Genomic DNA, 23360 nt, shown 5'->3' with positions numbered 1-23360 from the left:
ATATATAATAATAACAAATGAAAAAAAGTTACCTGATATTAATGCTCAGCATTACAACATTGATCTACAGTTGTAAAAAAGACAATGAAGTTGCCCCTGATGTTAACCTCTTTATTAAAGGAGAAAACATGACATCGAAAGTAAATACAAAAATTGCTTTTGCCGCCGGAACAAATAACGGTGTTGGTTTTAATCACCAATGGAAACTGGATGGTAAAATAGTAAGCACCGCTTATAATTTCGACTTTACTCCGGCCACCGCCGGTACTTATGTAATCGAATATACCGCAAGTAATAGTGCCGGCTCGTTCTCTCACAAATATACGGTAAGCGTTCCTGTTCCGGTGGTGGCTATAGGCCCTAACAGTACCAAATTTATTACCACTGTTTTCGATTACCTGCCAGGACCGGGCCAGTTTGTTAACGAAAGTTTGGGAAACCTAGCCGGTGCACAAAAAATTATTGGCGATGTATCTCAAACCGGGCTTGTTAGTTTGGGTGGATTCGGAGGCTATGTTATTTTCGGTTTCGACCACTCTGTAGTGAATAATGCTGGTGCTGATTTAGCCATTTATGGAAATCCGATTGGCGGCACAACACCATGGGCCGAGCCTGGCATTGTAATGGTGAGCCAGGATGTGAACGGTAATGGTAAACCAGATGATGAGTGGTATGAACTGGCTGGCAGCGAATACAACAACCCATTAACTATAAAAAATTACGAAATCACTTATACCAACCCTAAAGGTTTTGCCAATGTAAGCTGGACGGATAACCAGGGCAATAGCGGAACTTACGATGTAAATAACTTCCACAAGCATAATTACTATCCCGAATTTGCACCTAACCAGGAAAAGTTAACCTTCAAAGGAACTTTATTGCCATCCAGCTGGGGCAAAAACGGCAGTATTTTCATTAACAGTGCATTTCCATGGGGTTATACCGACAGCTGGTCTGCCGATGATGATTATGCCACTAAAAGATACAACAGCTTTGATTTGGATTGGGCCGTTGATAAAAACGGAAAGAAAATCGCCTTAAATACCATCGATTTTGTAAAGGTTTATACCGGTCAGCGCGAAAAAGGAAATACACTTCTGGGCGAAATATCAACCGAGGTTAAAGGTGCCATGGACTTAGGTATTAAATAGTTATAAAAAAAAGATTATACTGAATTAACGCTCTTTTTTCAATAATCTTAATATGAAAACAAAATTTATTACGGCAATAATGCTTTTGTCGGCAGTGCTTTTTTCTTGTAAAAAGGATAGTGCAGTTGAGAAAGAAGGCGAGGGAGAAAAACCTGCTGTTCCCCAATCGCCTTATTTAAATAAAATATACGAATTTAAACAAGCACCAGGTCAATTTACCAACGACCTTGTTAAAACCGATATTCTTATTGGCAGTGCCGGCAATGGCCTGGTTTCGCTTGGTGCTTATGGCGGTTTCATCGTATTTGGTTTCGATCACAGTGTTAGCAATGCCGCTGGTGCCGACCTGGGTATTTATGGCAATCCGTTAATTGGCGCAGATATGGAATTCTCTGAACCAGGCATTGTGTGCGTTATGCAGGATGTAAACAAAAACGGCCTGCCTGATGATGTTTGGTATGAACTTGCCGGAAGTGAATACAATGCCGCAACAACCATCAAGAACTACAAGATCACTTATTACAAACCTGCAAAAATAACGGATGATGTGCGCTGGACAGATAATCAGGGTAAAGAGGGGCTAGTGCTTAGGAATCAGTTTCATACACAGGATTACTTTCCACCGTGGGCAACTACGAACGAAATTTCTTTTACAGGTACATTGCTTAAAAACACCCTTGTGCCTGGAGATATCATCACGAACAAACCTTTTGCCTTTGGCTATTCAGACAATGGATCGAGCGAGTACATTGCTTTGCAGGAATCGCTGGGAAGAGGCTACAATACTTTCGATATCGATTGGGCGGTTGATGCAGCCGGTAAAAAAGTAAGCCTTACATCGATCGATTTTGTAAAGGTATACACCGGACAAAATAGCAATGGAAATCCTTTTAGTCCCGATAATGATAATGAACGATCGCGTTACCTGGGCGAAATTTCAACTGAGTTTGGTGGAGCAGTTGATCTTAAACTTTTAAAAAAATAAATACACAATATGAAACAATTTAACTTAAAGCAAATTTTAGTAGGCGCATTATTTCTTACAACAGGCCTGTACTCTTGTAAAAAAGACAGTGTAGAAGATAACCTGCAGGTAGATCCTGTTGTTGGCAAATACGAAAATGGCTTTTTTGTAATCGGCGAAGGTTCTTATGGACAAAACCCGGGCGCTATAAGTTTTTACCGTTATGGGGAAGATACACTGAATACCAGGGCTTATGAAAAGGAAAATTCGGGTAAAATATTATCAAATGCTGCCAAAACCAGTACACTGCAATTTGCTTCAGTTATTAACGGAAGCATTTATTTAATGTGCAAGGTAAACGGACCGATTGTAAAGATAAACGAGTACACCTTAAAAGAAGAGGCGAGATATGTACAGGAGGCCAGCAACTGGAGAAGCATTTTACAGGTTGATGGAAACAGGGGCCTGGTAAGTGCAAATGATGGCGTTTATCAGATCGACCTAAATACACTTGCTGTGCAAAATAAACTAACTTCTGTTGGTGCTCTAAATACCGGCGACATGTGGAAAAAAGGCGATTATGTATACCTTTTACAAAGCAATGGAGCCAAAATTGTATCAGCCAATAATTATTCGCTGGTTAAGAGTTTCTCTAATATTAGCCGTGGGTTTGCACAAACGCCGAACGGGAAAATTTGGGCATCAACCGGCAGTCGTTTAGTTGCGATTGATAATAATTTAGATACTGCTGGTATTGCATTACCTGTGGCAGTAGGAACATTTGGATTGGATGCACCAACCCGCATTACTGCATCAACAAAAGAAAATGCCGTTTTCTATCATTCAGGCAAAGCGATTTATAAATATGTAGATGGAAATGCAGCATCATTGGCACAACCTTTTATTACCATTGCCGAAGACCCATTTATGGTTTACGGTGCTATCCGTTATGATAAAAACAAAGATTATATTGTGGTAAACGGCATTCAAGGATATGGTGCGGCTTCAACAGTGAACTATTTGCTGATTTATAATGCATCAACCGGTGCCTTGGTTAAAAGAATTAAGTATGGTGGCGACGGAGTGACCACCGATTTTACAAAGATATTTTTTAACGATTTAGCCATCTTCCATTAAAATATTATAATGCCTCAAATGTTAAAGGTCTGCAAAATCATCATTGCAGGCCTTTTTTATGAAGTTTGATTTACGACAAGCCCTCATTTATAAACCCGGTAGTAGCGGCAGCCTCCGATTTTTCATCGGAGCTACAGCGGATAACGGGACTGCTGTTCCCGAAGCGTTACTGATGTCCATTTTCAAATTAAAAAAACTGATTTTCATCTTTTTACAATGTGCGAATTTGAAAATACCTAAACTATTCTGCTCTTCAATACACACTTTCTGCTATCCCGATTATCATCATTGCAGGCCTTTTTTATGAAGTTTGATTTACAACAAGCCCTCATTTATAAACCCGGTAGTAGCGGCAGCCTCCGATTTTTCATCGGAGCTACAGCGGACAACGGGACTGCTGTTTCCGAAACGTTACTGATTTCCATTTTCAAATTAAAAAACTGATTTCCATCTTTTTACAATGTGCGAATTTGAAAATACCTAAATTATTCTGCTCTTCAATACACACTTTCCGCTATCCCGATTACTTATACCCAATTTAATTTTTGCCACGGAAGCACAGAGAACACAGAAGATAGCTGCCCCGTTTCCCAAACGCTCGCCATTGATTTAATCAATCACAATTTATTGAACAGCCCGTGCTTTTAGGTGCAACGATTGAGCTCCGGGCGCTAATGATTAGGAGCTAAGCTTAAATCATGATGCTTTTAGGTGCAACGATTGAGCACCTGGCGCTAATGATTAGGAGTTAAGCTTAAATCATAATGCTTTTAGGTGCAACGATTGAGCTCCGGGCGCTAACGATTAGGAGCTAAGCTTAAATCATGATGCTTTTAGGTACAACGATTGAGCTCCGGGCGCTAATGATTAGGGGCTAAGTTTAAATCATGATGCTTTTAGGTGCAACGATTGAGCTCCGGACGCTAATGATTAGGGGCTAAGCTTAAATCATGACGCTTTTAGGTGCAACGATTGAGCTCCGGGTGCTAATGATTAGGAGCTAAGCTTAAATCATGATGCATTTAGGTGCAGCGATTGAGCTCCGGATGCTAATGATTAGGAGCTAAGCTTAAATCATGATGCATTTAGGTGCAGCGATTGAGCTCCGGATGCTAATGATTAGGAGCTAAGCTTAAATCATGATGCTTTTAGGTGTAGCGATTGAGCTCCGGGCTTAAATCATGATGTTTTTAAGTACAAAGGCGGCACTCTTTGCTGTGTCTTTAACTCTCCACTCTTTTTATTACATTTGCGCTGCTTTTGGTTCCCGGTTTTACATCCGGGATTAAAAGGGAATACAGTGTAAATCTGTAACTGTCCCGCAGCTGTAAGCTCTGTAACGTTTTTCAATCTATAAGTCACTGCCCGATTAACTGCCGGGTGGGAAGACAGAAAACCGGGAGCAAGTCAGAAGACCTGCCTTTAGCGTTTAATTTCATAGCTTTCGGGGATTGAAGCTAGGATTGAGATATTAACGTTGTTCGTATTTTCATTTCCTTTTCTAATCTGTTGGCTGTGGGCAAAACTCACAATCAAATGAACAAAAAAAGTATGCTAACTGTAGCAGGCCTTGGCTTAGCACAGTTAATGATTAGCCAGCTGGCTAATGCTCAAAACCAGGACAGTTTACAACTCAAAGATGTTGTAATTTCTGCAACCAAGAACGATCAGAAACAATCACAAACAGGTAAAGTGGTTACCATTATCAGTCGCGAAGTACTGGAGCGCAGCAATGGTAAATCATTGCCCGATTTATTGAACGAGCAGGCTGGTATCATCATCAGCGGTGGAAACAGTAACCAGGGGAAAGATAAAAGTATTTTTTTCAGGGGATCGGGCAGTGGTTATACATTGGTATTAATTGATGGTATTGTACAGAATGATCCGGCGAGTGTGAGTGGTACATTCGATTTACGCCTGTTTACGATCGATCAGATCGATCATATCGAAATTTTAAAAGGTGGTCAGTCTACCATTTACGGATCGGATGCTGTTGCTGGTGTAATCAACATTGTAACCAAAAAAGGCGGACCAAAAGGCAATACCATTTATGGCGTGGCCAGTGCCGGTACTTACGAAACTTATAAAGGAACCATTGGCTTAAATGGCGGTGTTGAAGGTTTTTCTTACAATATCAATTATACCCATTTTAAAACTGATGGAATTTCTGAAGCTGCTAATCCTGCCGGTAGTACCGCTGCATTTGACAAAGACGGCTTTAAAACCGATGGTTTAAATGCTAATTTCGGAATCAAACTAGATAAACATTTTTCCGTTAATCCGTTCCTGCGTTATTTCTATGGCGATTATAAAATAGATGAAGGTGCGTTTACTGATGGCTTACCAAGCAATAATTCTATTTTAAAACAGTTTAGTGCAGGTTTTAACTCAGAATATAAATTCAATACCGGTAAAATAACACTTAACTATAGCCACGAGAGTAACTCGAATGATGTAAACTCCAGTTATGCAGGTTTCGAAAGTAAATTTTTAAACTTCGGTAAACTTAATGTGGTCGATTTATTTTACAACCAGAAACTGGGCAATAAACTGGACTTATTGGTGGGTATTGATAATAGAAAAATGAAATTGATTACCGATACTAAAAATCCTACTACCAATATTTTCGCCGCTTACGGATCATTGTTCTTACATGATTTAAGTGTTTTTAATCTCGAAGTTGGCGGACGTTATAATAAACATGATCAATATGGCGAAAACTATACTTACTCCGTTACCCCCAGCATCAATATCATCAAAGAAGTGAAATTATTTGGAACAGTTTCTACTGCATTCAAAATTCCTACTTTGAATATGTTGTTTGGTCAATATGGTGCCAATCTGGATTTGAAACCTGAAAAATCGCAAAATTATGAAGCCGGTGTAAACTTAAATATTGCTGATGAAGCGTTTACGTTACGCGTAGCTGCTTTCAAACGCGATTTAACTGACGCCATTGTTTATACTACAGGCTACATCAACCAGGCTAGCCAGAAATTTAAAGGTTTTGAAGTAGAACCCGCAGCAAAGTTTAGTGTATTTAACATTAACGGTTACTATGCTTATGTAGAAGGGAATACCGGAACCACCAATTATTTAATCCGCAGACCAAAGCACACTTTTGGCCTTAATGCAGGTGCACAGGCAACGAAAAATTTATATGTGAGCGCTAACTTCCGTTATTTCGGAAACCGCTACGATACTTACTTCACCACCAAATCTATCGATGAGCTTTTACCATCATATAAACTGTTGAGTGCTTATGCCGAATATGCATTGGCAAAAAAACGCGTAAAGATATTTTTTGACGCCAAAAACATCCTGAACGAAAAGTATAGCGAAATTATTGGCTACAGTACGCCAGGCTTTAACTTTAATACCGGCGTTATTTTTAATATACACTAATAAAATTTAACTTTGCAGTATACATATTAACCAAAATAAAATGTCTCATTTAAAATTCAATCCACGCACTTTAATTTTGTTGCTGATGATTCTCGCAATTACGGGCTTCCGTTTGCTGGTAACATTCAACTCTGATGAATTAAAGTTTGCCAATTTCTCATCGATAGGAGCAGTAGCCTTATTTGGTGGAGCATATTTTAAAGATCATCTTAAAGCATTCGCCTTTCCTTTATTAAGTTTGTTTTTAAGCGATTTCATTTTATCGATTACCATATTCAGTAAGTACAGCAGCGGTTTTTTATACGAAGGCTGGTACTGGACTTATATTGCTTTTGCATTAATGGTATTAGCAGGAAGATTGTTGCTTAAAAAAGTAAATGTGATAAGTTTACTGGCCTCAACTTTGACTATTGTTTTAATCCACTGGATTGTGAGCGATATTGGTGTTTGGTATAATAACCCGGCTTATACCCAGGATTTAGCAGGTTTTTGGGCTTGTTTGGTAAAAGCAATTCCATTCGAAATCAGGTTCCTCGAAGGAACAGTAATCTACGGTGCATTGCTTTTCGGCGCTTTCGAAATCTTGAAAGCAAAATACCCGGTATTAAAACTGCAAACACAAAAATTATAAATACCTGGTTGGTGGCTCACTATCGACCAGAAAAATAAACAGAAATCCTCTTTTGATTAAATTCAAAAGGGGATTTTTTATGGCTTCTAAAAACTCAGGTGAGCTAAGGAGTCTAAGGTGGTCATAAAAAATAAAGACTTAGCTGTTAATTTGCCACTGAATATAGGAGCACGTAAGCTTATATGATCCTTAAATGCCTTACTTGGTTAAAAAAGAATTGAATACATCGATATTACACCACTTGAAAATAAATAAAAACCCTTTTTTAAGCTATTCAGAAAAGGATTTTTTTTAACTTAGAACATCAATTACATTTTACCTTTTACATTTTCCATCAAATGAAAGTCGTTTCCTTTTTACCAGCCGCAACCAAAATGATCTACGATATGGGCCTGCAGGAATACCTGTATGGCGTAACATTCGAATGCCCCAAAGAAGCTGCAGATCAGCCAAAAGTGGTACGCTGTATACTCGAAGGTAAAAACTATTCGAGTATCGAAATCGACCGGATATTTTCGGCTTCCAAAGCACAGGGTAAAAGTTTGTACTGGGTTGATGATGCACTTTTAGAAAGCATTTCGCCTGACGTCGTTTTCACACAGGATATCTGCGAAGTATGCAATATCGATACCGTATGTACCGAAACTGCGGTAATGAAGTTGAGCAAACAACCAACGCTGGTTCCTTTATCGCCGAATAACCTTCAGGATGTTTTTGAATGCGCCATCACCATTGCCAGGGCTTTGGGAAAAGAAGAAGTGGCTTTAAATTACCTGGCTGGTTTACAAAGAAAAACAGATCATATTTTAGATCAGTTAAGGGCAAACCGCGCTCCTTTAAAGCGCGTGATGCTGATGGAATGGATCGAACCCATTTATAATTGTGGACACTGGATTCCCTTTCAGATTGCCGCCGCAGGTGGAGTAGACATGTTATCGAACCCTGCCGGAGATTCTATTGTTAACCAATGGGATAAAATCCAGAAATACAATCCCGAGGTACTGGTAATTGCACCATGTGGTTTTGATCAACAGAGAAGTCTGGAAGAAATGGAGTTATTAACTTCAAAACCTGGTTGGGATAGCCTTGAAGCTGTAAAAAATAATCAGGTGTACATTGCCGACTTTGATATGTTTACACAGCCAAGCGTTGGCACTTTGGTAGAAGGTATAGAAGCTTTGGCTTGCATGTTCCATCCGGAGATTTTTAAAGCAGATGAAAACATTGCGAAAAAGTTCATAAAACTTGATACCATAAAACATTATCAATCTTAAATATGAAGTGTCTCTTTTTAACGCTCACTTGTATTTTCGTTTATTTTTATGGCAATGCGCAAGATAAAAAATATACAGATTCTGCTGTTGCCGAATATATAGAAGCCTGTAAATGTGTCATAAAATCACATGATGGAAAAGCTACTGATTATGAACGCATCAGAAAAACGGATTTTTATAAATATGCCAGGAAAATTCTGTACATATCTTTTAATAATACTAATCCTGCCAACCAAACGCCTTATTTAAAAAACGGATTTCTGGATGATGATGTAATCAAAGAAAAATATTTTCTTTCCAGTTCAGAGATCGACTCGTTAAATAAAACACTATTTAACTATAAATATAAGGGCACACCGTTAAAAATTTTGGTTTTCGATTGCAGTATTCCGGAAAATGCAATTGTTTATCTCGACGAAAATAATAAACCAATAGCTGCGTTGAATATCTGTTTCTCAGGAACTGGATACAATGTTTGGGTAAGCAGGAGTTACAAGGGTACGCATGGTCCAACGTTATGGGATACCTGTTTTGGGAAATACGAACTTCTTGCCAGGCTTTTCAGGCTGGCAGGGATTAAAAATTTAAAATAATGAAATCAAAGCTGATTGTTTTAACAGGAGCAGGGATCAGTGCCGAAAGTGGGTTAAAAACATTTAGGGATTCTGATGGACTATGGGAAGGTTATAACGTTTACGATGTGGCCACACCCGAAGCCTGGGAAAGAAACCCTGAACTGGTACAGGAGTTTTATAACGAAAGAAGAAAACAGGTTTTGGCTGCACAACCTAACCAGGCACATCAGATCCTCGCCGAACTCGAAAAGGATTTTGATGTCGAAATCATCACCCAAAATATCGACGACCTGCACGAAAGAGCAGGTTCTAGCAAAGTTACCCACCTTCATGGTGTAATTACCAGGTCGCAATCTGATTTAAGGTCAAATTTAACCTATCCAATTGAGGGTTCAGAAATTAAAATGGGCGAACTGTGCGAGTTGGGTTCGCAATTGCGGCCGCATGTGGTATGGTTTGGCGAAGCCGTTCCCATGATTGAAGTGGCCGCCATACTGTGCAAACAGGCAGATATATTTGTACTGATCGGTACTTCACTGGCTGTTTATCCCGCAGCAGGATTAATCGATTTTGTTCCATCAGTTGTAGATAAGTACATTATCGATCCAAAAACACCTGATGTAAAACGTTATAAAAACGTCATCAACATCGAAAAAAATGCGGTAGAAGGCATGGCAGAACTTAAAGCAATTTTAGCCAATGCCCGATAAAAAGATCTGCATTTTTAACTGGAGCGGGGGTAAAGACAGTACGCTGGCACTCCATTATGCCTTGCAGGATCCGACTTTAGAAATCCGATACCTGATTACAACGGTTACTGAAAAGTATAACCGCGTTTCCATGCACGGCGTAAGGGAAGCTTTGTTGATTAAACAGGCCGAGAGTATTGGCATTCCGTTGTACCAGATCCGTTTGGGTGAAATGCCCGATATGGAAACTTACGACAGCACCATGAAAATGCATCTTACTAAATTTAAACAAGAAGGCATTACCCATTCTATTTTTGGAGATATTTTTCTGGAAGACCTCCGTTTATACCGGGAAAACAAACTTGCCGAAATCGGTCTCCAGGCCATTTTCCCGTTATGGCAGAAGGATACCAGTCAATTAATCGGTGATTTTTTAAATATGGGCTATAAAACCGTCATAGTTTGTGTTCAGCAAAATTTGGAAAACATTTGTGGAAAAGTAATCAGTCAGGATTTAATCAATAATCTACCCGCAGAAATCGATCCCTGTGGTGAAAACGGAGAGTTTCATACCTTTGCGTTTGAGGGGCCAATTTTCAGGAATAAAATACCATTCACCATCGGAGAACGGGTATTCCGTACATACAATGCGCCAGCTAAAATCGACGCAAATGAGGATTCACCCTGTTCATCTACAGTACTTTCCGGATTCTGGTATAACGATTTATTGCCATAATTTTTCATTTTCAAAACATTTTGGCATCATTTTTTCTTTAGTAGTTATAATTAACTAAATCGCACATCCCAAAATGAAATCTTTTTGGCAAGGTTAGGTAGCTAAATAAGAACATTAAAAATTTAAAGTCATGAAAAAGATATTGGTAGTAATCGCATTAAGTACTTCTGTTTTGTTTGCATGTAATAACAAAGCAAAAGAAGAAGCTGCTTTAAAACAACAAGAAGCAGAAAAACAATTGGCCATTAAAGCTGTAAAAGATAGCTTAAGGTTAGATAGCTTTAATAAAGCTGCAGCGGCGAAAATAGAACAGGAAAAAGAAGCTAAACACCAGGCCGAGTTGGCAGCAGCCAGAAGAGCAGGGGCAGCATCGTCAAGATCTTATGCAAGTTCAGGTTCTGGTGGTAGTTCAAGCGGTGCTTATGGTGGTACCCAGCCAACTGCTAAGAAAAAAGGTTGGAGTGATGCTGCCAAAGGTGCTGTAATTGGTGGTGTTGGTGGTGCTGTAGGTGGTGCTTTAATCGATAAGAAAAAAGGTAGAGGTGCCATTATCGGTGGTTTAGTTGGAGCCGGTGGCGGTTATTTGATCGGTAGAGGCGAAGACAGAAAATCTGGTCGTGTACAACCTAAAAACTAATAAAGTTTAAATATACATTGAAAGTCCCGGTTTATATCGGGACTTTTTTTATGCCCGATAAAAAAGGTTTAATATATTTAGCAAAAAAAGAACCCATGACCGATACCGCAGATAAAGGCCAGATCCAGCATTTTGTAATGTTCTGGTTAAAACCACAGTTAACTAAAGCAGAAATCGCAGAATTTGCCAACTTTTTCGAAAGCCTGAAACCAATTAAATATATCAAAACATTGAGTTATGGTTTGGCAGCAAATACACCGGTGCGCCCGGTTACCGATAATTCTTTTACCTACTCGCTTACCATTACTTTTGCAAATATCGCTGATCATAATGCCTACCAGGAAGATAAAACCCATTTAGATGCGGTAGAAAAGTTCTCTAAGAACTGGTACAGGGTAGTGGTGCACGATACGGTTATTTTATAACCTCATTCCGTCATTTCGACTCCTTTGCGAAATCCGTCATTTCGACCGTAGTGGAGAAATCTATTTCAGGTTGTAATTAAGGAGTGCCGTCACCCTGACTTTGTTTCAGGGTCTCTTTATTATATTTAACAACAGATGCGCACAGATAAACACAGAATTATTTTTGCGCATCTTTCTTTTTCTGTCATCCTGAGCGCAACACGGAATCTTCCCGCAATCCGTCATTTCGACGGGAGTGGAGAAATCTATTTCAGGTTGTAATTAAGGAGTGGCGCCACCCTTGAACTTGTGTCAGGGTCTCTTTATTATATTAACCACAGATGCGTACAGATAAACACAGATTTATTTTTGCGCATCTTTCTTTTTCTGTCATCCTGGGCGCAGCACGGAATCTTCCCGCAATCCGTCATTTCGACCGTAGCAGAGAAATCTATATAATTTAAACTTTAAGAATAGATCTCTCCCTGCCCGAAGCAGGCGGGCATTCCACTGCTTTTAGTCGAGATGACGTTTTGAATTTGAGCATTGTCACCTGCGCTTCGCTAATTAATAAACCAACGGAAAATGACCAATAAACTAACAAACCTCCCATTTATTTGGCAAAATCAATACTCAGAATTATATTTTGTCAACATCATTAAAATTCTTTATATCAGATGGTTAATGTGTTCCATCTGAATAAATACTCTTTCTGTCTATTGTTTTATTATTTTAAAATTGCATAAAATTCAGAATATAATTCTGATACAATATAAAATATTCTATATATCAATAAGTTATATTCCTTATTTCTAATATTGATGCCTCTTATAAGCCGCAGTGAAGTCTGCACGCATCACTTTAAATTTTTCTATAACCGTTTGGATAAATTCTTCATCCAGTATTTCGAATACATCATTTACGCCTCCTCCACTCAGGTCGAGTTCGGCTAATTTATAACTCTGCTCAAAAGTGCCCTGTTCAAATTTGATGATGAATTTTTGGTTCATCGAAAAAATGGTGATCTTACACTCCGGGTGCGGAAGTTCTGCTACTACTCTCATGTTATTGTGTTTATTCGTTTGTATTGTTAATTGAAGCGCCATTTAGCGTTCCCCAGCTGTCTATAATTTCAAAACGGGCAAATAGTTCTTCTTTGTACCATTCGCGTTCCCTGGTTAGTTTAATTATGTCTGAATGATCGAAAGATTTGTACGCATAAGCTTTCATGCTTTCTGCATCCTCCCATATTGAAAATGTAGCCTGGTCGAAAAATGGATTTTCGCCAATGCCAGCCGACAGGATAAAACCAGGTGCATTACGCATGGCATCTGCAGCTCTTTTAATGTTCTGTTTAAACTCTTTAAGTTTGTTAAATCTGATCGCAGCCCTGGTAATTACCGCGACTTTCCCAGTATGATTTTTATGTGATTTTTCAATCTTAAATGGTTCTTTTTTAGACCATAACCCATGGCTTGATAAAGGATTTAATAAGATGGTAAAGCTTTCTGTTCCAAAGAAATTGAACCATTTTATCACGAATGAATTTTGATAAAAAGTATCGCAATCCTGCTGGTTTTCCCAGGTGGTTAGTACTGCCCAGTGTTTAAAATCCGGGGCTAAATCTACCTGGGCACCTTTTCCGCTGCCCATTAATTTCCAGAATCTGCAGCGTTTATTTAACCATAAAGGAATCCTTAAAACCGCCATCCCTATAAATGCAAAAGGAATGGTGATACCGCGGAATTTGGTAATGGTTAAAGCGACAATCATTGTGTAATGGTTAATTTGCCAAAACTAAGGATTTTAAACATAGCTTATCATTCAAATTTTCGTCATTAAAAGCAAATCAGCATTACATCTCATAAATCATGATTAACTTTGGTTTACAGAAAAATAAAATGGCAGAAGATTTAATTATAACCCGCAATAGCACCAAAGAGGAGCAATATCAGTCGATCATTCCGCAGATTGAAGCCCTGCTTTATGGTGAAACAGATTTTATCGCCAATCTCGCCAATGTTGCTGCAGCACTTAAAGAACAGTTTAACTGGTTTTGGGTAGGTTTTTACCTTGTTAAACAGGACGAACTCGTGCTTGGTCCTTTCCAGGGGCCTGTTGCCTGTACGAGGATTAAAAAAGGCAAAGGGGTTTGCGGAACATCGTGGGCAGAAGCGAAGACCATTATTGTTCCTGATGTGGAAGAATTTCCCGGACATATTGCCTGTGCATCGGCCTCAAAATCAGAGATTGTTTTGCCTTTGATAGTAAATGGTGAAGTGATCGGTGTGCTTGATGTGGATAGTGAAGTTCTGGATAAATTTGATAATACGGATCAGGTTTATTTAGAGCAGGTTATAGCTATTTTATTAAATAGATAATTTACATCGGTATTGAAATTAAAACCCGAATATTACCTCAATGAGGATGTAGTTGGTCTTGCCAAAGATCTGCTGGGTAAGGTGTTGTATACTAAAATAGGTGATGAAATCACTGCCGGTATCATTGTTGAAACGGAAGCCTATTTCGGGATCAAAGATAAAGCTTCGCATGCTTATGGCGGCCGCCGCACCAACCGTACCGAAATTATGTACGGCCCTGGCGGAATTTCTTATGTTTATCTCTGTTATGGCATGCATAACCTTTTTAATGTTGTTACCTCGGTCGAAAACGATCCCCATGCAGTATTAATCAGGGGTATTGAGCCGCTGGTAGGTATCGAGATCATGGAAGAAAGAAGAAATATGCCCTATACTAAAGGTGCTATCTCTGCCGGACCAGGTTCTGCTGCTAAAGCTTTAGGGATCGACAGGACATTTAATACCAAATATCTTACTGGGGAGGAAATCTGGATTGAGGATCACGGAATTCAATATAAGGAAGAAGATATTGCGGCTACACCACGGGTAGGGATTGCTTATGCCAAGGAGCATGCATTACTGCCATGGCGTTTTTTTGTAAAAGGTAATAAATACGTCAGTAAGCCAAATAAGGTTTAATTCATGAAAACCTTTTAGCCTTCTTCCTGTTTTTCATTCATATACTAAAAAATCATGAAAAACGAGAAAAATATAGCAATCCTTAAAGAAATGGCAGAAAGTGTGCGTACTTGTATGTTTACTACATTTTCTTCAGGTGATGAGTTTGGAAGCAGGCCGATGGGGACTGCCAAAATAGAAGACGACGGCAGTTTATGGTTTTACACCAACGAGTATTCGCCAAAATCCAAAGAAATTTCAAAAGAAAATAATGTGTTGCTGGCCTACAGCGATCCATCTAAAAATACCTATTTAACCGTTAAGGGTAAGGCTGAACTTGTAGACGATAAAGTACGCAAGGAAGCTTATTTTTCGCCTTTTATTAAGGCCTGGTTCCCTGATGGAATTGAAGATCCGAGATTAATCCTGATAAAAGTTACGCCTGAAGAAGCAGAGTACTGGGATGCATCCTCTTCGAAAATAGTGGTGCTGTTCAGTATGTTAAAGGCTGTGGTTACCGGCGATACACCTGATTTAGGTAAACACGATACCATGAAATTTTAACAAAATATAGCAAATTGAAAAGCAGGATTGGAAACAATACCTGCTTTTTTTGTAATATTGACGCAATGAATTTCGAAAATACCCTTTCATTTGCCAAAGCACTGGATGAGGCTGATCAGCTTCGCCATTTCAGATCACAGTTTTTATTTCCAAATCACAACGGTAAAGATTATATTTATCTGTGTGGTAATTCTTTAGGGTTGCAACCTAAAGCAGCAGGTGAAGTTTTAAAAAAGCAACTTGATAACTGGGCAAACTTTGCAGTAGAGGGTTGGTTTGACGGAGAAGAACCCTGGATGTTCTATCATAAAGCGCTTAAAAAGCTAATGGCTCCGATAGTTGGTGCATCGCCGGCAGAGGTTTGTCCGATGAATACCCTGACCATAAATTTGCACCTGTTGATGGTGAGTTTTTACCAGCCGAAAGGAAAACGTTTTAAAATCATCATGGAGGGTGGTGCATTCCCGTCAGATCAGTATGCTATAGAAAGCCAGGTAAAGTTTCATGGTTTCGATTTAAAAGAAGCGATTATAGAGGTTTTTCCCAGAGAAGGCGAGGAAATACTCCGTACGGAAGATATCGTATCTCAGATCAAAGAAAATGCGGGGGAAATTGCATTGGTATTGTTTGGTGGAATTAATTATTACACGGGCCAATGGTACGATATGAAAACCATTACCAAAGCCGGACACGAAATTGGTGCTATAGTTGGCTGGGATCTTGCACACGCAGCGGGAAATGTGCCTGTTAAACTTCACGATTGGGGTGTTGATTTTGCCTGCTGGTGCTCGTATAAATATCAGAATTCTGGTCCTGGAGGCATTAGCGGAATATTTGTACACGAAAAACATTTTGGTAATACCGATTTAAACCGCTTTGCCGGATGGTGGGGCTATCAGGAAAGCAAGCGTTTTAAAATGGAAAAAGGCTTTATTGCCGAGGGTGGAGCTGATGGCTGGCAGGTAAGCTGTACGCAGGTAATGCCGATGGCTTTGTACCACGCATCGCTTCAGATTTTCGAACAAGCCGGTTTTATTGAGCCCTTAAGGATTAAAAGTATTACTTTAACTCAATATCTTGAATTTATTATAAATGAAGTAAATAAAAGTTTAGGAGTGGGGCAGTATAAAATCATCACTCCTAAAAATCAGGAAGATCGCGGGGCTCAGCTTTCCATTATCGCGCAACATCATGGCAAGCGGATTTTTGATGGTTTAATGGCGAACCATATCCTTGGCGACTGGCGCGAACCTGATGTAATCCGTTTAAGTGCGGTACCACTTTATAATTCTTATGAAGATGTTTACCTCACCGGACAGGCACTTTTAAAAGTGAGTAAAGATATTTTACAAAAAACGCAATCAATATGATCAACTATAATCCTAAAAACTGGAGTACTTTTATTTTTCATATCCACAAGAGCGATACTTTTAGAAAACTCTGGCCTTTAATGCTTGCAGTGGCGGCTTTTTCGGGCATGGTAGCTTTTGCCGAACTGAATTTCTTTCAGCTTTCAAAAAGCAGTTATGTAACCAATGTGGGGATGATGCACAGTTTACTGGGCTTTGTTTTATCGTTGTTGTTGGTGTTCAGAACCAACACCGCTTACGACAGGTGGTGGGAAGGAAGAAAACTTTTAGGTTCCCTAACCAATGTAAGCCGTAACCTGGCCATGAAAATTAAAGCGCTTAAACTGGATGAAGAAGATGTTCGTTTTTTCGAGTACGGCATTCCTAAATATGCTTTTGCCTTAAAAGAACACCTGCGCGAGAAACTGTATTTTGGCAAAAACAGTCTTTTAATCGAAGTTGAAGAAGGAAAACACATCCCCAACCAGATTGCAGGAAGCCTGATTAACAGGTTTTACGGTTTGCTAAAGAAAGGGCAGATCTCGCAGGAACAATTTATCGTTCTTTCCAACGATTTTAATCAGTTTACCGATATTTGTGGCGCTTGCGAAAGAATTAAAAATACGCCGATCCCTTTTTCTTACAGCGCATTTATTAAAAAATTTATCTTTATTTATGTGGTTACTTTGCCATTTGGCTGGGTGTTCAGTCTGGGTTATTTTGTAGTGCCCATCGTTCCCTTTATCCTCTATGTATTAGCGAGTTTAGAGCTGATAGCTGAAGAAATAGAAAATCCGTTTGGTTATGATGCAAATGATCTTCCTGTTGATCAGATCTGTACCAATATTGAAAAACATGTAGGAGAGATTTTAGGCTAATGATTAAGATTGCCTGGCATCCCATATATGCGCATCCATTGCCCGAAGGTCATCGCTTCCCGATGATCAAGTATGAGTTGATCCCTGGGCAACTTTTGCACGAAGGTACCATTGAACAGGATAATTTATTTAATCCCGAACCGGTAAGTGAAGAAATTGTATTGCTCACGCATCAGAAAGATTACTGGAAACAATTAAAGGATTTAAGCCTTTCAGCCAAAGATCAGCGGCGTATTGGTTTTCCCCTCGATGCACAATTGGTAGAGCGCGAATTAAGGATTGCGCAGGGCACCATTAACGGCGCGCATTTCGCTATGACTAATGGCATTGCTTTTAATGTGGCTGGTGGAACCCATCACGCAGGCAGTAACTGGGGAGAAGGTTTTTGCTTATTAAATGATCAGGCTATTGCGACTAATTATCTGTTAAACAATAATTTAGCAAAACGCATCTTAATTGTTGATTTAGATGTTCATCAGGGAAATGGAACTGCCGAAATCTTTCAGAAAGAACCTAGGGTTTTCACTTTTTCAATGCATGGTGATAAAAATTTCCCTTTTAGAAAGGAAAATTCAAGTTTGGATATTCCATTGGATGATGGCCTGGAGGATGAAGCTTATTTGTCAACTTTAAATACCAATTTGAAAAAGGCATTCGAGCGGTCAAAACCGGATTTTGTATTCTACCTTTCCGGGGTTGATGTGCTTTCTACAGATAAATTAGGTAAGCTGGCATTAAGTAAAGCGGCCTGCAAAGAACGCGACAGAATGGTACTTCAAGCCTGTAAAGATAAAAATTTGCCACTTCAGGTAAGTATGGGTGGTGGCTATTCCGTTGATATCAAAGATATTGTAGATGCCCATTGCAATACTTTTCGCCTTGCTTTTGATTTATTTGCGTAGGCAATTCCTCTAAAAACATAATATCCTTATCTTCGCGGCAATATGTTGGAGATAATTTACCAGGATGAGCATTTAGTTGCAATTAACAAACCGCATGGTCTTTTGGTGCACCAGTCGTCGATTGCCAGGGATGCCACTGAATTTGCATTACAAATGCTTAGGGATCAGGTGGGAAAACATGTTAGTCCGGTGCATAGGCTCGATAGAAAGACTAGTGGTGTTTTATTATTTGCTTTTGATAAAGTATCTGAAATTGCTATGCATCAGCAGTTTATGAATGCTGAAACGGATAAAAAATACCTTGCAATTTTACGGGGTTTTACACCTGATGCAATGGATATCGATTATCCATTGGCCAAAGAAAACGGAACCATGCAGGATGCTTTTACTTCTTTCCGAACCTTACAGAGGGCAGAAGTTGAGGTGGCATTTGGCAAACATCCAACTTCAAGATATTCGCTGGTTGAGGCTACACCAAAAACGGGCAGAATGCACCAGTTAAGGAGGCATTTCAGTCATATCCTTCATCCCATCATCGGCGATCGTACACATGGCTGTAATAAGCAGAACAAATTCTTCAAGGAGCAGTGGGATATGACCACGATGTTGCTGCACGCCTCCGAACTTGGGTTTATCCATCCAGTTACAAATGAAAAAATACATTTAAAAGCCGGTTTACATGATGAATTTAAAAGGGTAATGGATTTCATGAAAATGGAACATTAGCACAATTTTTATCCTCAAAATCTGTTTATATAGCATCTATGATTAAATACCTACGATTTACACTCCCAGTTTTAGCGCTTTTTGCAGCCAGTTGTTCTTCTGTTTATATGCCAAACGTACCTAATACGCCCATGTTAAGCAAACAAGGCGAATTTAGCGGGGGCGCACACATTTCTTTAAAAGGCAATGCCAGCGTGAATGGTGCCTACGCCGTTTCAGATCATGTTGGACTGCTTTTTAGCGGTTCGAGGATGAACAGCGAAAGGAAAACCAAAGACTTCGGACATAAATTAATTGAGATTGGTGGAGGCTACTTTGATACCTTCGGACCTGAAAATAACCGGATTATAGAAGTTTATGCAGGTGTAGGTAAGGGTTGGAGTGATATTACCCTTCGAGATTTTAAGGATGATATCCTTATTAGTAATGAGGTGCAGGATGTAGATTACAGGAAAACATTTCTGCAGGTGAATTACAGTTCGAAAAAGAAAAACAACCTTCATTTATTCGGGACTGATTTTCCAATTAATTATGGAACTGCTTTAAGAATCAGCCATATCAAAATGGACCGTTTCTTTATAAATGGTGTGGTACAGCCTAAAGAGGATAATATATTCTTTGAACCTGTGTTTTTTACCCGTATGGCGCTCAGTAAAACCTTTCAGCTGCAATATACCACCAGCAGTAATATTGGCTTAAAAAAACGCAAATACATGTCTGCTGGCAATTCTATCTTCACCATTGGTGTGGTGGTTAATGTGGGAGGGAAGTAACTAGTTTTTCGTCATTCTATCCTCAGGGTTATCGTCATTTCGAGCGGGAGTGTACAGCCGAGAACCACTTAAGTGCTCAGCGTAGCTAAATCTGTTTCGAGATAGATCTCTCCATTTCACTGCGTTTCAGTCGAGATGACGACACTTTTTATAACAACAGATTTCTCCACTTCGGTCGAAATGAAGGCCTCTTTATGGCGAAGATTGCGCTTTTTTCAAGCTCCTTGTCTTATTCTGAAAACGCATAAATAATAGGATCGAGGCTGTTAACAAACCTAACGTTAATCCATACCAGATCCCGTTAACGCCTAAACCCAAATGGAAGCCTAATAAATAACCGATAGGAATACCAACTACCCAGTAAGCCAGAAAGGTAATAAGGGTAGGGATATTGACATCGCCCATACCACGCAAAACGCCTAATCCAACTACTTGTGTGCCATCAAATAGCTGAAAAAATCCTGCAATAATTAATAATTTAGCAGCAATTGGGATTACGGCCAGATCTTCGGTATAGATAAATGGCATAATATTGTTCGCCAGTACAAAAATAACCGCTGTACACGACATAAATAGCAAGATCACATGATAACTGGCAATGGCCGATTTACGAAGATCATCGAAATTATTTTTGCCAAAATTATTCCCGGTTTTAATGGTGGCCGCAGAGGCCACACCACTAGCAATCATGTAGGTTATGGCTGCCAGGCTTATTGCAATCTGGTGCGCGGCCTGTTCTACCGCTCCAATGGTGCCAATCAAAACAGCAGCGCCGCTAAAAGCACTGATTTCGAAAGAATATTGCATGGCAACAGGCATTCCGATCTTTGCAATTTTAATGGCCCTCAGTTTATCAAAGAATGTAGCTTTAAAACTGATCAGGTATTTTTTGAAATGTTGCGAACGCAATACGTAAAACGACATTACGGTAGCCATCAGGATCCTGTCTATCAGGGTACTTAAACCCACGCCGCTCACACCCATCGATTTGAGGCCGAACATTCCCTTTACAAAAATAATCCCCAGGATAATGTTAAGTGCATTTCCCCAGATCGAAACAAACATAGCCTGTTTGGTAAAGCCCAAACCTTCAGCAAACTGCTTAAACGTCTGAAAAATTAATAATGGAATAATGGAAACCGATAAAAGATTAAGATAAGGTTTGGCATAACGCACCACTTCTGGTGTTTGCTCGAGGTGATCGATTACAAAAAATATCCCCAACTGAACCAGTATGTACAGGAATACACCTACACAGATATTGATAATTAAACTGTTCGACAGGAGTTTTCCGCATTCATCATAATTCTGGCGACCGTTTTCCTGAGCAATCAATGGTGTTAAACCGTAAGAAATACCCAGGCCGATTACCAAAATGAGCATAAAAATACTGTTTACCAGCGAAACAGCTGCCAGTTGAATGGTATCGGTAAAGTGGCCCACAATAATACTATCGGCCATGTGTACCAGTGTATGCCCAACCTGCGAACCCACAATTGGCAGTGCCAAATGAAGGTTTTCTTTGTAATAAGGTTTATATCTGGTGTAAATTTTAGAAAACATAGGTTTGCAAAGGTCGGGTTTTTAAAGCTCAAAAAACAGGGATGTAGAAAAGTTAATGTTCGATTTTAATATACGCGATCGTCATGCTGTCCCGATTCATCGGGATCAGCATCTATTGTAAAAGAAATTCATTTGTTTAGGCCCTGAAACGAATTCAGAGTTGACAGATATCCAGGGAACTACCTCACTGCTGTAAAATACTCTTCCTTTTCGGTAGTGTGCGATTTAATTACATTGGTTAAAATTAAATTCACCAATACTTTTTGGGCTTTCCTGTAAGAACTGCGGAGCAGTTTACTAAATTCTTTTAAGGTAATTTTTTCATTCTGCTCCAGGTATTCGAGGAGTTTTTTTTCGTTATCAGAATAGGAGATAAGCACCCCGTCATTTTTATATTCCTGTTTTAGTACTTCGAGGATAATCCTGCTGGCCAACACACTTTTATCATCAATGCGGATATAAGCCCACCATTTTTTCTGGTCATCGAGGGCATAATGTGGTTTGGTGTCGCTTTCCGGGATGTTAACCACCAAAACCAATTTATCATCAACATAAATTTCTTCAAAATAAGGTTCAATAGCAGGTTTACAAAACTGATGTGCCGAAGTTAAAATCATATATTTTTCTTCTTCTTCTGATTTTACCCCTTTAATTGAGCCATCGTCAGCTACACCAATTAGCAGTTTTCCACCTTTATTATTGGCAAAAGCAACCAAACTTTTAGCTATTTTTTCGGTACTGGTAATGGTTTTTTTAAAATCGAGCATCACACCCTCACCCTGCAAAATTAAACTCTTAATACTCGGCATAATCTTAAATTAGTAAGCAACCCTGGGTGTTTCGCCCTGGTGCAGGTTTCGGATATATACTTCATTCATTACGGTAGCACAAAGCTCACCGTTTTTGTTGGTAATCTCCATCGGATAGGCTTTTACAAACTTTCCAATGGTTTTTAAAGCATGTTCGGCCTCATTTAACATCTCATCAGTAACTGTTATGGTGAAATATAAAGTAGAACGTCCGGGTTTTAAATATTGTATAGAGGCACTTTTTAACCATACACGTACTGTGAAACCACGGCGTTGCATTAGCTGATCAAATAATAAGGCATAAAAAGGATCGGTTGCGGCGTAAATGGTACCGCCGAAAATAGAACCATTGTAATTTTTATTCAGGAAACTCTTACTTAGTTTAACTGTACAGCTTTTAAATTCATTTTCAAATTTCTGAACCCAAATGCGCTGGAAAAACAAAGGAGGGTAAAAGCGCATTACCCATTTCAGGGTGTTTTGAGAAATAATCATATTTACTAATATCAGAAAGTTTTATCACCTTTTAAAGTTTTGGCCCTGTTGTTTTATAATATTTCCGTAAATTAGGTAATGCATGTTTACGATACAATTAGCGGCGCTTTAACAGATTTAGATCGTCGAGGCTACAATTTAGATTTCAATTTAACCGCAGAGGGGTTGGAATGCAAATCTATCGATCTGTTCCTGATGCCTGAAGAATTTGAGATTGAAGAAGTTTATCGTTTCGAGGGGATGACTGACCCGGCTGATAGTTCGGTGGTTTATGCGATTTCATCAAACGTAGGCAATTTAAAAGGTGTTCTTGTTGATGGCTATGGCGTTTATGCAGAAAATGTGTCGCCAGAGTTGTTAAACAAATTGAAAATCCATCATGAATAAGGTATTTCATGTATGCAAATCGCTAATAATCAGATTCATAAAATAAAAAATACATGGTTTAAATAAAAAAATAAAACCAAATGATTAAAAGGTTGTTAGTTTGATAGATAACAATAAAAACTATGAAAAAAATAATCTTAAGTCTTGCTTTTGCAGGCTCTCTTATGATAGCCACATCAGCATGCAATTCGTCAAAAAATATGGCTGGCTCTTCAGACAGTACGAAGACGGATTCGACCACAACGGCGCCAATGGATACAACATCTAAAAAGATGCCTGATACCACAACCAAGATGCCGCCTGATACTACAAAAAAGAATCCACCTATGTAGA

At 39.2% G+C, this 23360-nt stretch carries 25 protein-coding genes and 1 riboswitch; of the genes, 20 read left to right on the top strand and 5 right to left on the bottom strand.

Translation table 11 applies throughout. The annotated features are described in order from the left end of the window. The first annotated feature begins 17 nt into the window (after nt 1–17). The 11 genes from DRW42_RS22765 to DRW42_RS22715 all read left to right on the top strand — a co-directional run bounded on the left by DRW42_RS22765 (nt 18) and on the right by DRW42_RS22715 (nt 11624). Nucleotides 18–1151, top strand: coding sequence for a PKD domain-containing protein (locus DRW42_RS22765; RefSeq protein WP_113951173.1), 1134 nt, complete (start codon nt 18–20; stop codon nt 1149–1151). 52 nt (nt 1152–1203) lie between these two features. Then, complete coding sequence (locus tag DRW42_RS22760; protein ID WP_113951172.1) at nt 1204–2136, top strand: PKD domain-containing protein; 933 nt, start codon at nt 1204–1206, stop codon at nt 2134–2136. Nucleotides 2137–2145: 9 nt separating this feature from the next. Beyond that, nucleotides 2146–3252, top strand: a complete 1107-nt coding sequence (locus DRW42_RS22755) for a DUF5074 domain-containing protein (RefSeq protein WP_113951171.1) — start codon at nt 2146–2148, stop codon at nt 3250–3252. Between the two features lie 1244 nt (nt 3253–4496). After that, nucleotides 4497–4690, top strand: a riboswitch (cobalamin riboswitch). A 98-nt stretch (nt 4691–4788) separates the two neighbouring features. Further along, the gene (locus DRW42_RS22750) at nt 4789–6657 is read left to right on the top strand and encodes a TonB-dependent receptor plug domain-containing protein (RefSeq protein ID WP_113951170.1); all 1869 of its coding nucleotides are present in this window, start codon (nt 4789–4791) and stop codon (nt 6655–6657) included. A gap of 40 nt (nt 6658–6697) precedes the next feature. Then, nucleotides 6698–7288 carry a DUF6580 family putative transport protein gene (locus tag DRW42_RS22745; protein WP_113951169.1) on the top strand — a complete coding sequence of 197 codons (591 nt, stop codon included), beginning with the start codon at nt 6698–6700 and terminating at the stop codon, nt 7286–7288. A 338-nt stretch (nt 7289–7626) separates the two neighbouring features. Beyond that, the gene (locus tag DRW42_RS22740; protein WP_113951168.1) at nt 7627–8562 is read left to right on the top strand and encodes an ABC transporter substrate-binding protein; all 936 of its coding nucleotides are present in this window, start codon (nt 7627–7629) and stop codon (nt 8560–8562) included. Nucleotides 8563–8564: 2 nt separating this feature from the next. Next, entirely contained in the window at nt 8565–9155 is a 591-nt protein-coding gene (locus DRW42_RS22735; RefSeq protein ID WP_113951167.1) for a hypothetical protein, read from the top strand. Beyond that, a complete protein-coding gene (locus tag DRW42_RS22730; protein WP_113951166.1) occupies nt 9155–9847 on the top strand; it encodes an SIR2 family NAD-dependent protein deacylase in 693 nt (230 codons plus the stop codon). Before DRW42_RS22735 ends, DRW42_RS22730 begins: the two co-directional genes overlap by 1 nt. Beyond that, nucleotides 9837–10562 (top strand): Dph6-related ATP pyrophosphatase, encoded by a 726-nt coding sequence (locus DRW42_RS22725; RefSeq protein ID WP_113951165.1) that lies wholly within the window; start codon nt 9837–9839, stop codon nt 10560–10562. The genes DRW42_RS22730 and DRW42_RS22725 overlap by 11 nt, the downstream gene beginning before the upstream one ends. A 130-nt stretch (nt 10563–10692) precedes the next feature. After that, complete coding sequence (locus DRW42_RS22720) at nt 10693–11199, top strand: YMGG-like glycine zipper-containing protein (protein ID WP_113951164.1); 507 nt, start codon at nt 10693–10695, stop codon at nt 11197–11199. A 95-nt stretch (nt 11200–11294) separates the two neighbouring features. After that, nucleotides 11295–11624: a Dabb family protein gene (locus DRW42_RS22715; protein ID WP_113951214.1), complete on the top strand. Its 330-nt coding sequence runs from the start codon at nt 11295–11297 to the stop codon at nt 11622–11624. A 791-nt stretch (nt 11625–12415) separates the two neighbouring features. On the opposite strand, the gene DRW42_RS22710 is transcribed toward DRW42_RS22715, so the two are convergent. Together DRW42_RS22710 and DRW42_RS22705 are read right to left on the bottom strand one after the other, a co-directional pair. Continuing rightward, complete coding sequence (locus tag DRW42_RS22710; RefSeq protein ID WP_113951213.1) at nt 12416–12667, bottom strand: hypothetical protein; 252 nt, start codon at nt 12665–12667, stop codon at nt 12416–12418. A 10-nt stretch (nt 12668–12677) separates the two neighbouring features. Beyond that, a complete protein-coding gene (locus tag DRW42_RS22705; RefSeq protein ID WP_113951163.1) occupies nt 12678–13376 on the bottom strand; it encodes a DUF3291 domain-containing protein in 699 nt (232 codons plus the stop codon). A 128-nt stretch (nt 13377–13504) separates the two neighbouring features. On the opposite strand from DRW42_RS22705, the gene DRW42_RS22700 reads away from it, so the two are divergent. The 8 genes from DRW42_RS22700 (at nt 13505) to DRW42_RS22665 (ending at nt 19773) form a co-directional block, all read left to right on the top strand. After that, nucleotides 13505–13984: a GAF domain-containing protein gene (locus DRW42_RS22700; protein WP_113951212.1), complete on the top strand. Its 480-nt coding sequence runs from the start codon at nt 13505–13507 to the stop codon at nt 13982–13984. Nucleotides 13985–13996: 12 nt separating this feature from the next. Continuing rightward, nucleotides 13997–14602, top strand: coding sequence for a DNA-3-methyladenine glycosylase (locus tag DRW42_RS22695; RefSeq protein ID WP_113951162.1), 606 nt, complete (start codon nt 13997–13999; stop codon nt 14600–14602). A 54-nt stretch (nt 14603–14656) separates the two neighbouring features. Next, nucleotides 14657–15145 (top strand): pyridoxamine 5'-phosphate oxidase family protein, encoded by a 489-nt coding sequence (locus tag DRW42_RS22690; protein ID WP_113951161.1) that lies wholly within the window; start codon nt 14657–14659, stop codon nt 15143–15145. A gap of 65 nt (nt 15146–15210) precedes the next feature. Continuing rightward, nucleotides 15211–16515: a kynureninase gene (kynU, locus tag DRW42_RS22685; protein ID WP_113951160.1), complete on the top strand. Its 1305-nt coding sequence runs from the start codon at nt 15211–15213 to the stop codon at nt 16513–16515. Then, nucleotides 16512–17372 carry a bestrophin family protein gene (locus DRW42_RS22680; protein ID WP_113951159.1) on the top strand — a complete coding sequence of 287 codons (861 nt, stop codon included), beginning with the start codon at nt 16512–16514 and terminating at the stop codon, nt 17370–17372. The genes kynU and DRW42_RS22680 overlap by 4 nt, the downstream gene beginning before the upstream one ends. Then, entirely contained in the window at nt 17372–18274 is a 903-nt protein-coding gene (locus DRW42_RS22675; RefSeq protein WP_113951158.1) for a histone deacetylase family protein, read from the top strand. Before DRW42_RS22680 ends, DRW42_RS22675 begins: the two co-directional genes overlap by 1 nt. 42 nt (nt 18275–18316) lie before the next feature. Then, the gene (locus DRW42_RS22670; protein WP_113951157.1) at nt 18317–19000 is read left to right on the top strand and encodes a pseudouridine synthase; all 684 of its coding nucleotides are present in this window, start codon (nt 18317–18319) and stop codon (nt 18998–19000) included. 38 nt (nt 19001–19038) lie between these two features. Continuing rightward, nucleotides 19039–19773, top strand: a complete 735-nt coding sequence (locus tag DRW42_RS22665) for a hypothetical protein (RefSeq protein WP_113951156.1) — start codon at nt 19039–19041, stop codon at nt 19771–19773. Between the two features lie 192 nt (nt 19774–19965). Here the strand turns inward: DRW42_RS22665 and DRW42_RS22660 are convergent, their stop codons facing one another. From DRW42_RS22660 to DRW42_RS22650, 3 genes are all read right to left on the bottom strand, one after another. After that, entirely contained in the window at nt 19966–21336 is a 1371-nt protein-coding gene (locus DRW42_RS22660; RefSeq protein ID WP_113951155.1) for an MATE family efflux transporter, read from the bottom strand. Nucleotides 21337–21515: 179 nt separating this feature from the next. After that, nucleotides 21516–22145, bottom strand: a complete 630-nt coding sequence (locus DRW42_RS22655; RefSeq protein WP_113951154.1) for an AlbA family DNA-binding domain-containing protein — start codon at nt 22143–22145, stop codon at nt 21516–21518. A gap of 9 nt (nt 22146–22154) precedes the next feature. Then, complete coding sequence (locus DRW42_RS22650; protein ID WP_113951153.1) at nt 22155–22640, bottom strand: DUF4442 domain-containing protein; 486 nt, start codon at nt 22638–22640, stop codon at nt 22155–22157. 78 nt (nt 22641–22718) lie between these two features. On the opposite strand from DRW42_RS22650, the gene DRW42_RS22645 reads away from it, so the two are divergent. Further along, nucleotides 22719–23027 carry a phosphoribosylpyrophosphate synthetase gene (locus DRW42_RS22645; protein ID WP_113951152.1) on the top strand — a complete coding sequence of 103 codons (309 nt, stop codon included), beginning with the start codon at nt 22719–22721 and terminating at the stop codon, nt 23025–23027. Nucleotides 23028–23360 lie beyond the last annotated feature (333 nt).

The sequence above is a fragment of the Pedobacter miscanthi genome (assembly GCF_003315595.1).
Classification (GTDB): domain Bacteria; phylum Bacteroidota; class Bacteroidia; order Sphingobacteriales; family Sphingobacteriaceae; genus Pedobacter; species Pedobacter miscanthi.
This window is presented reverse-complemented; position numbering and strand designations above follow the sequence as displayed.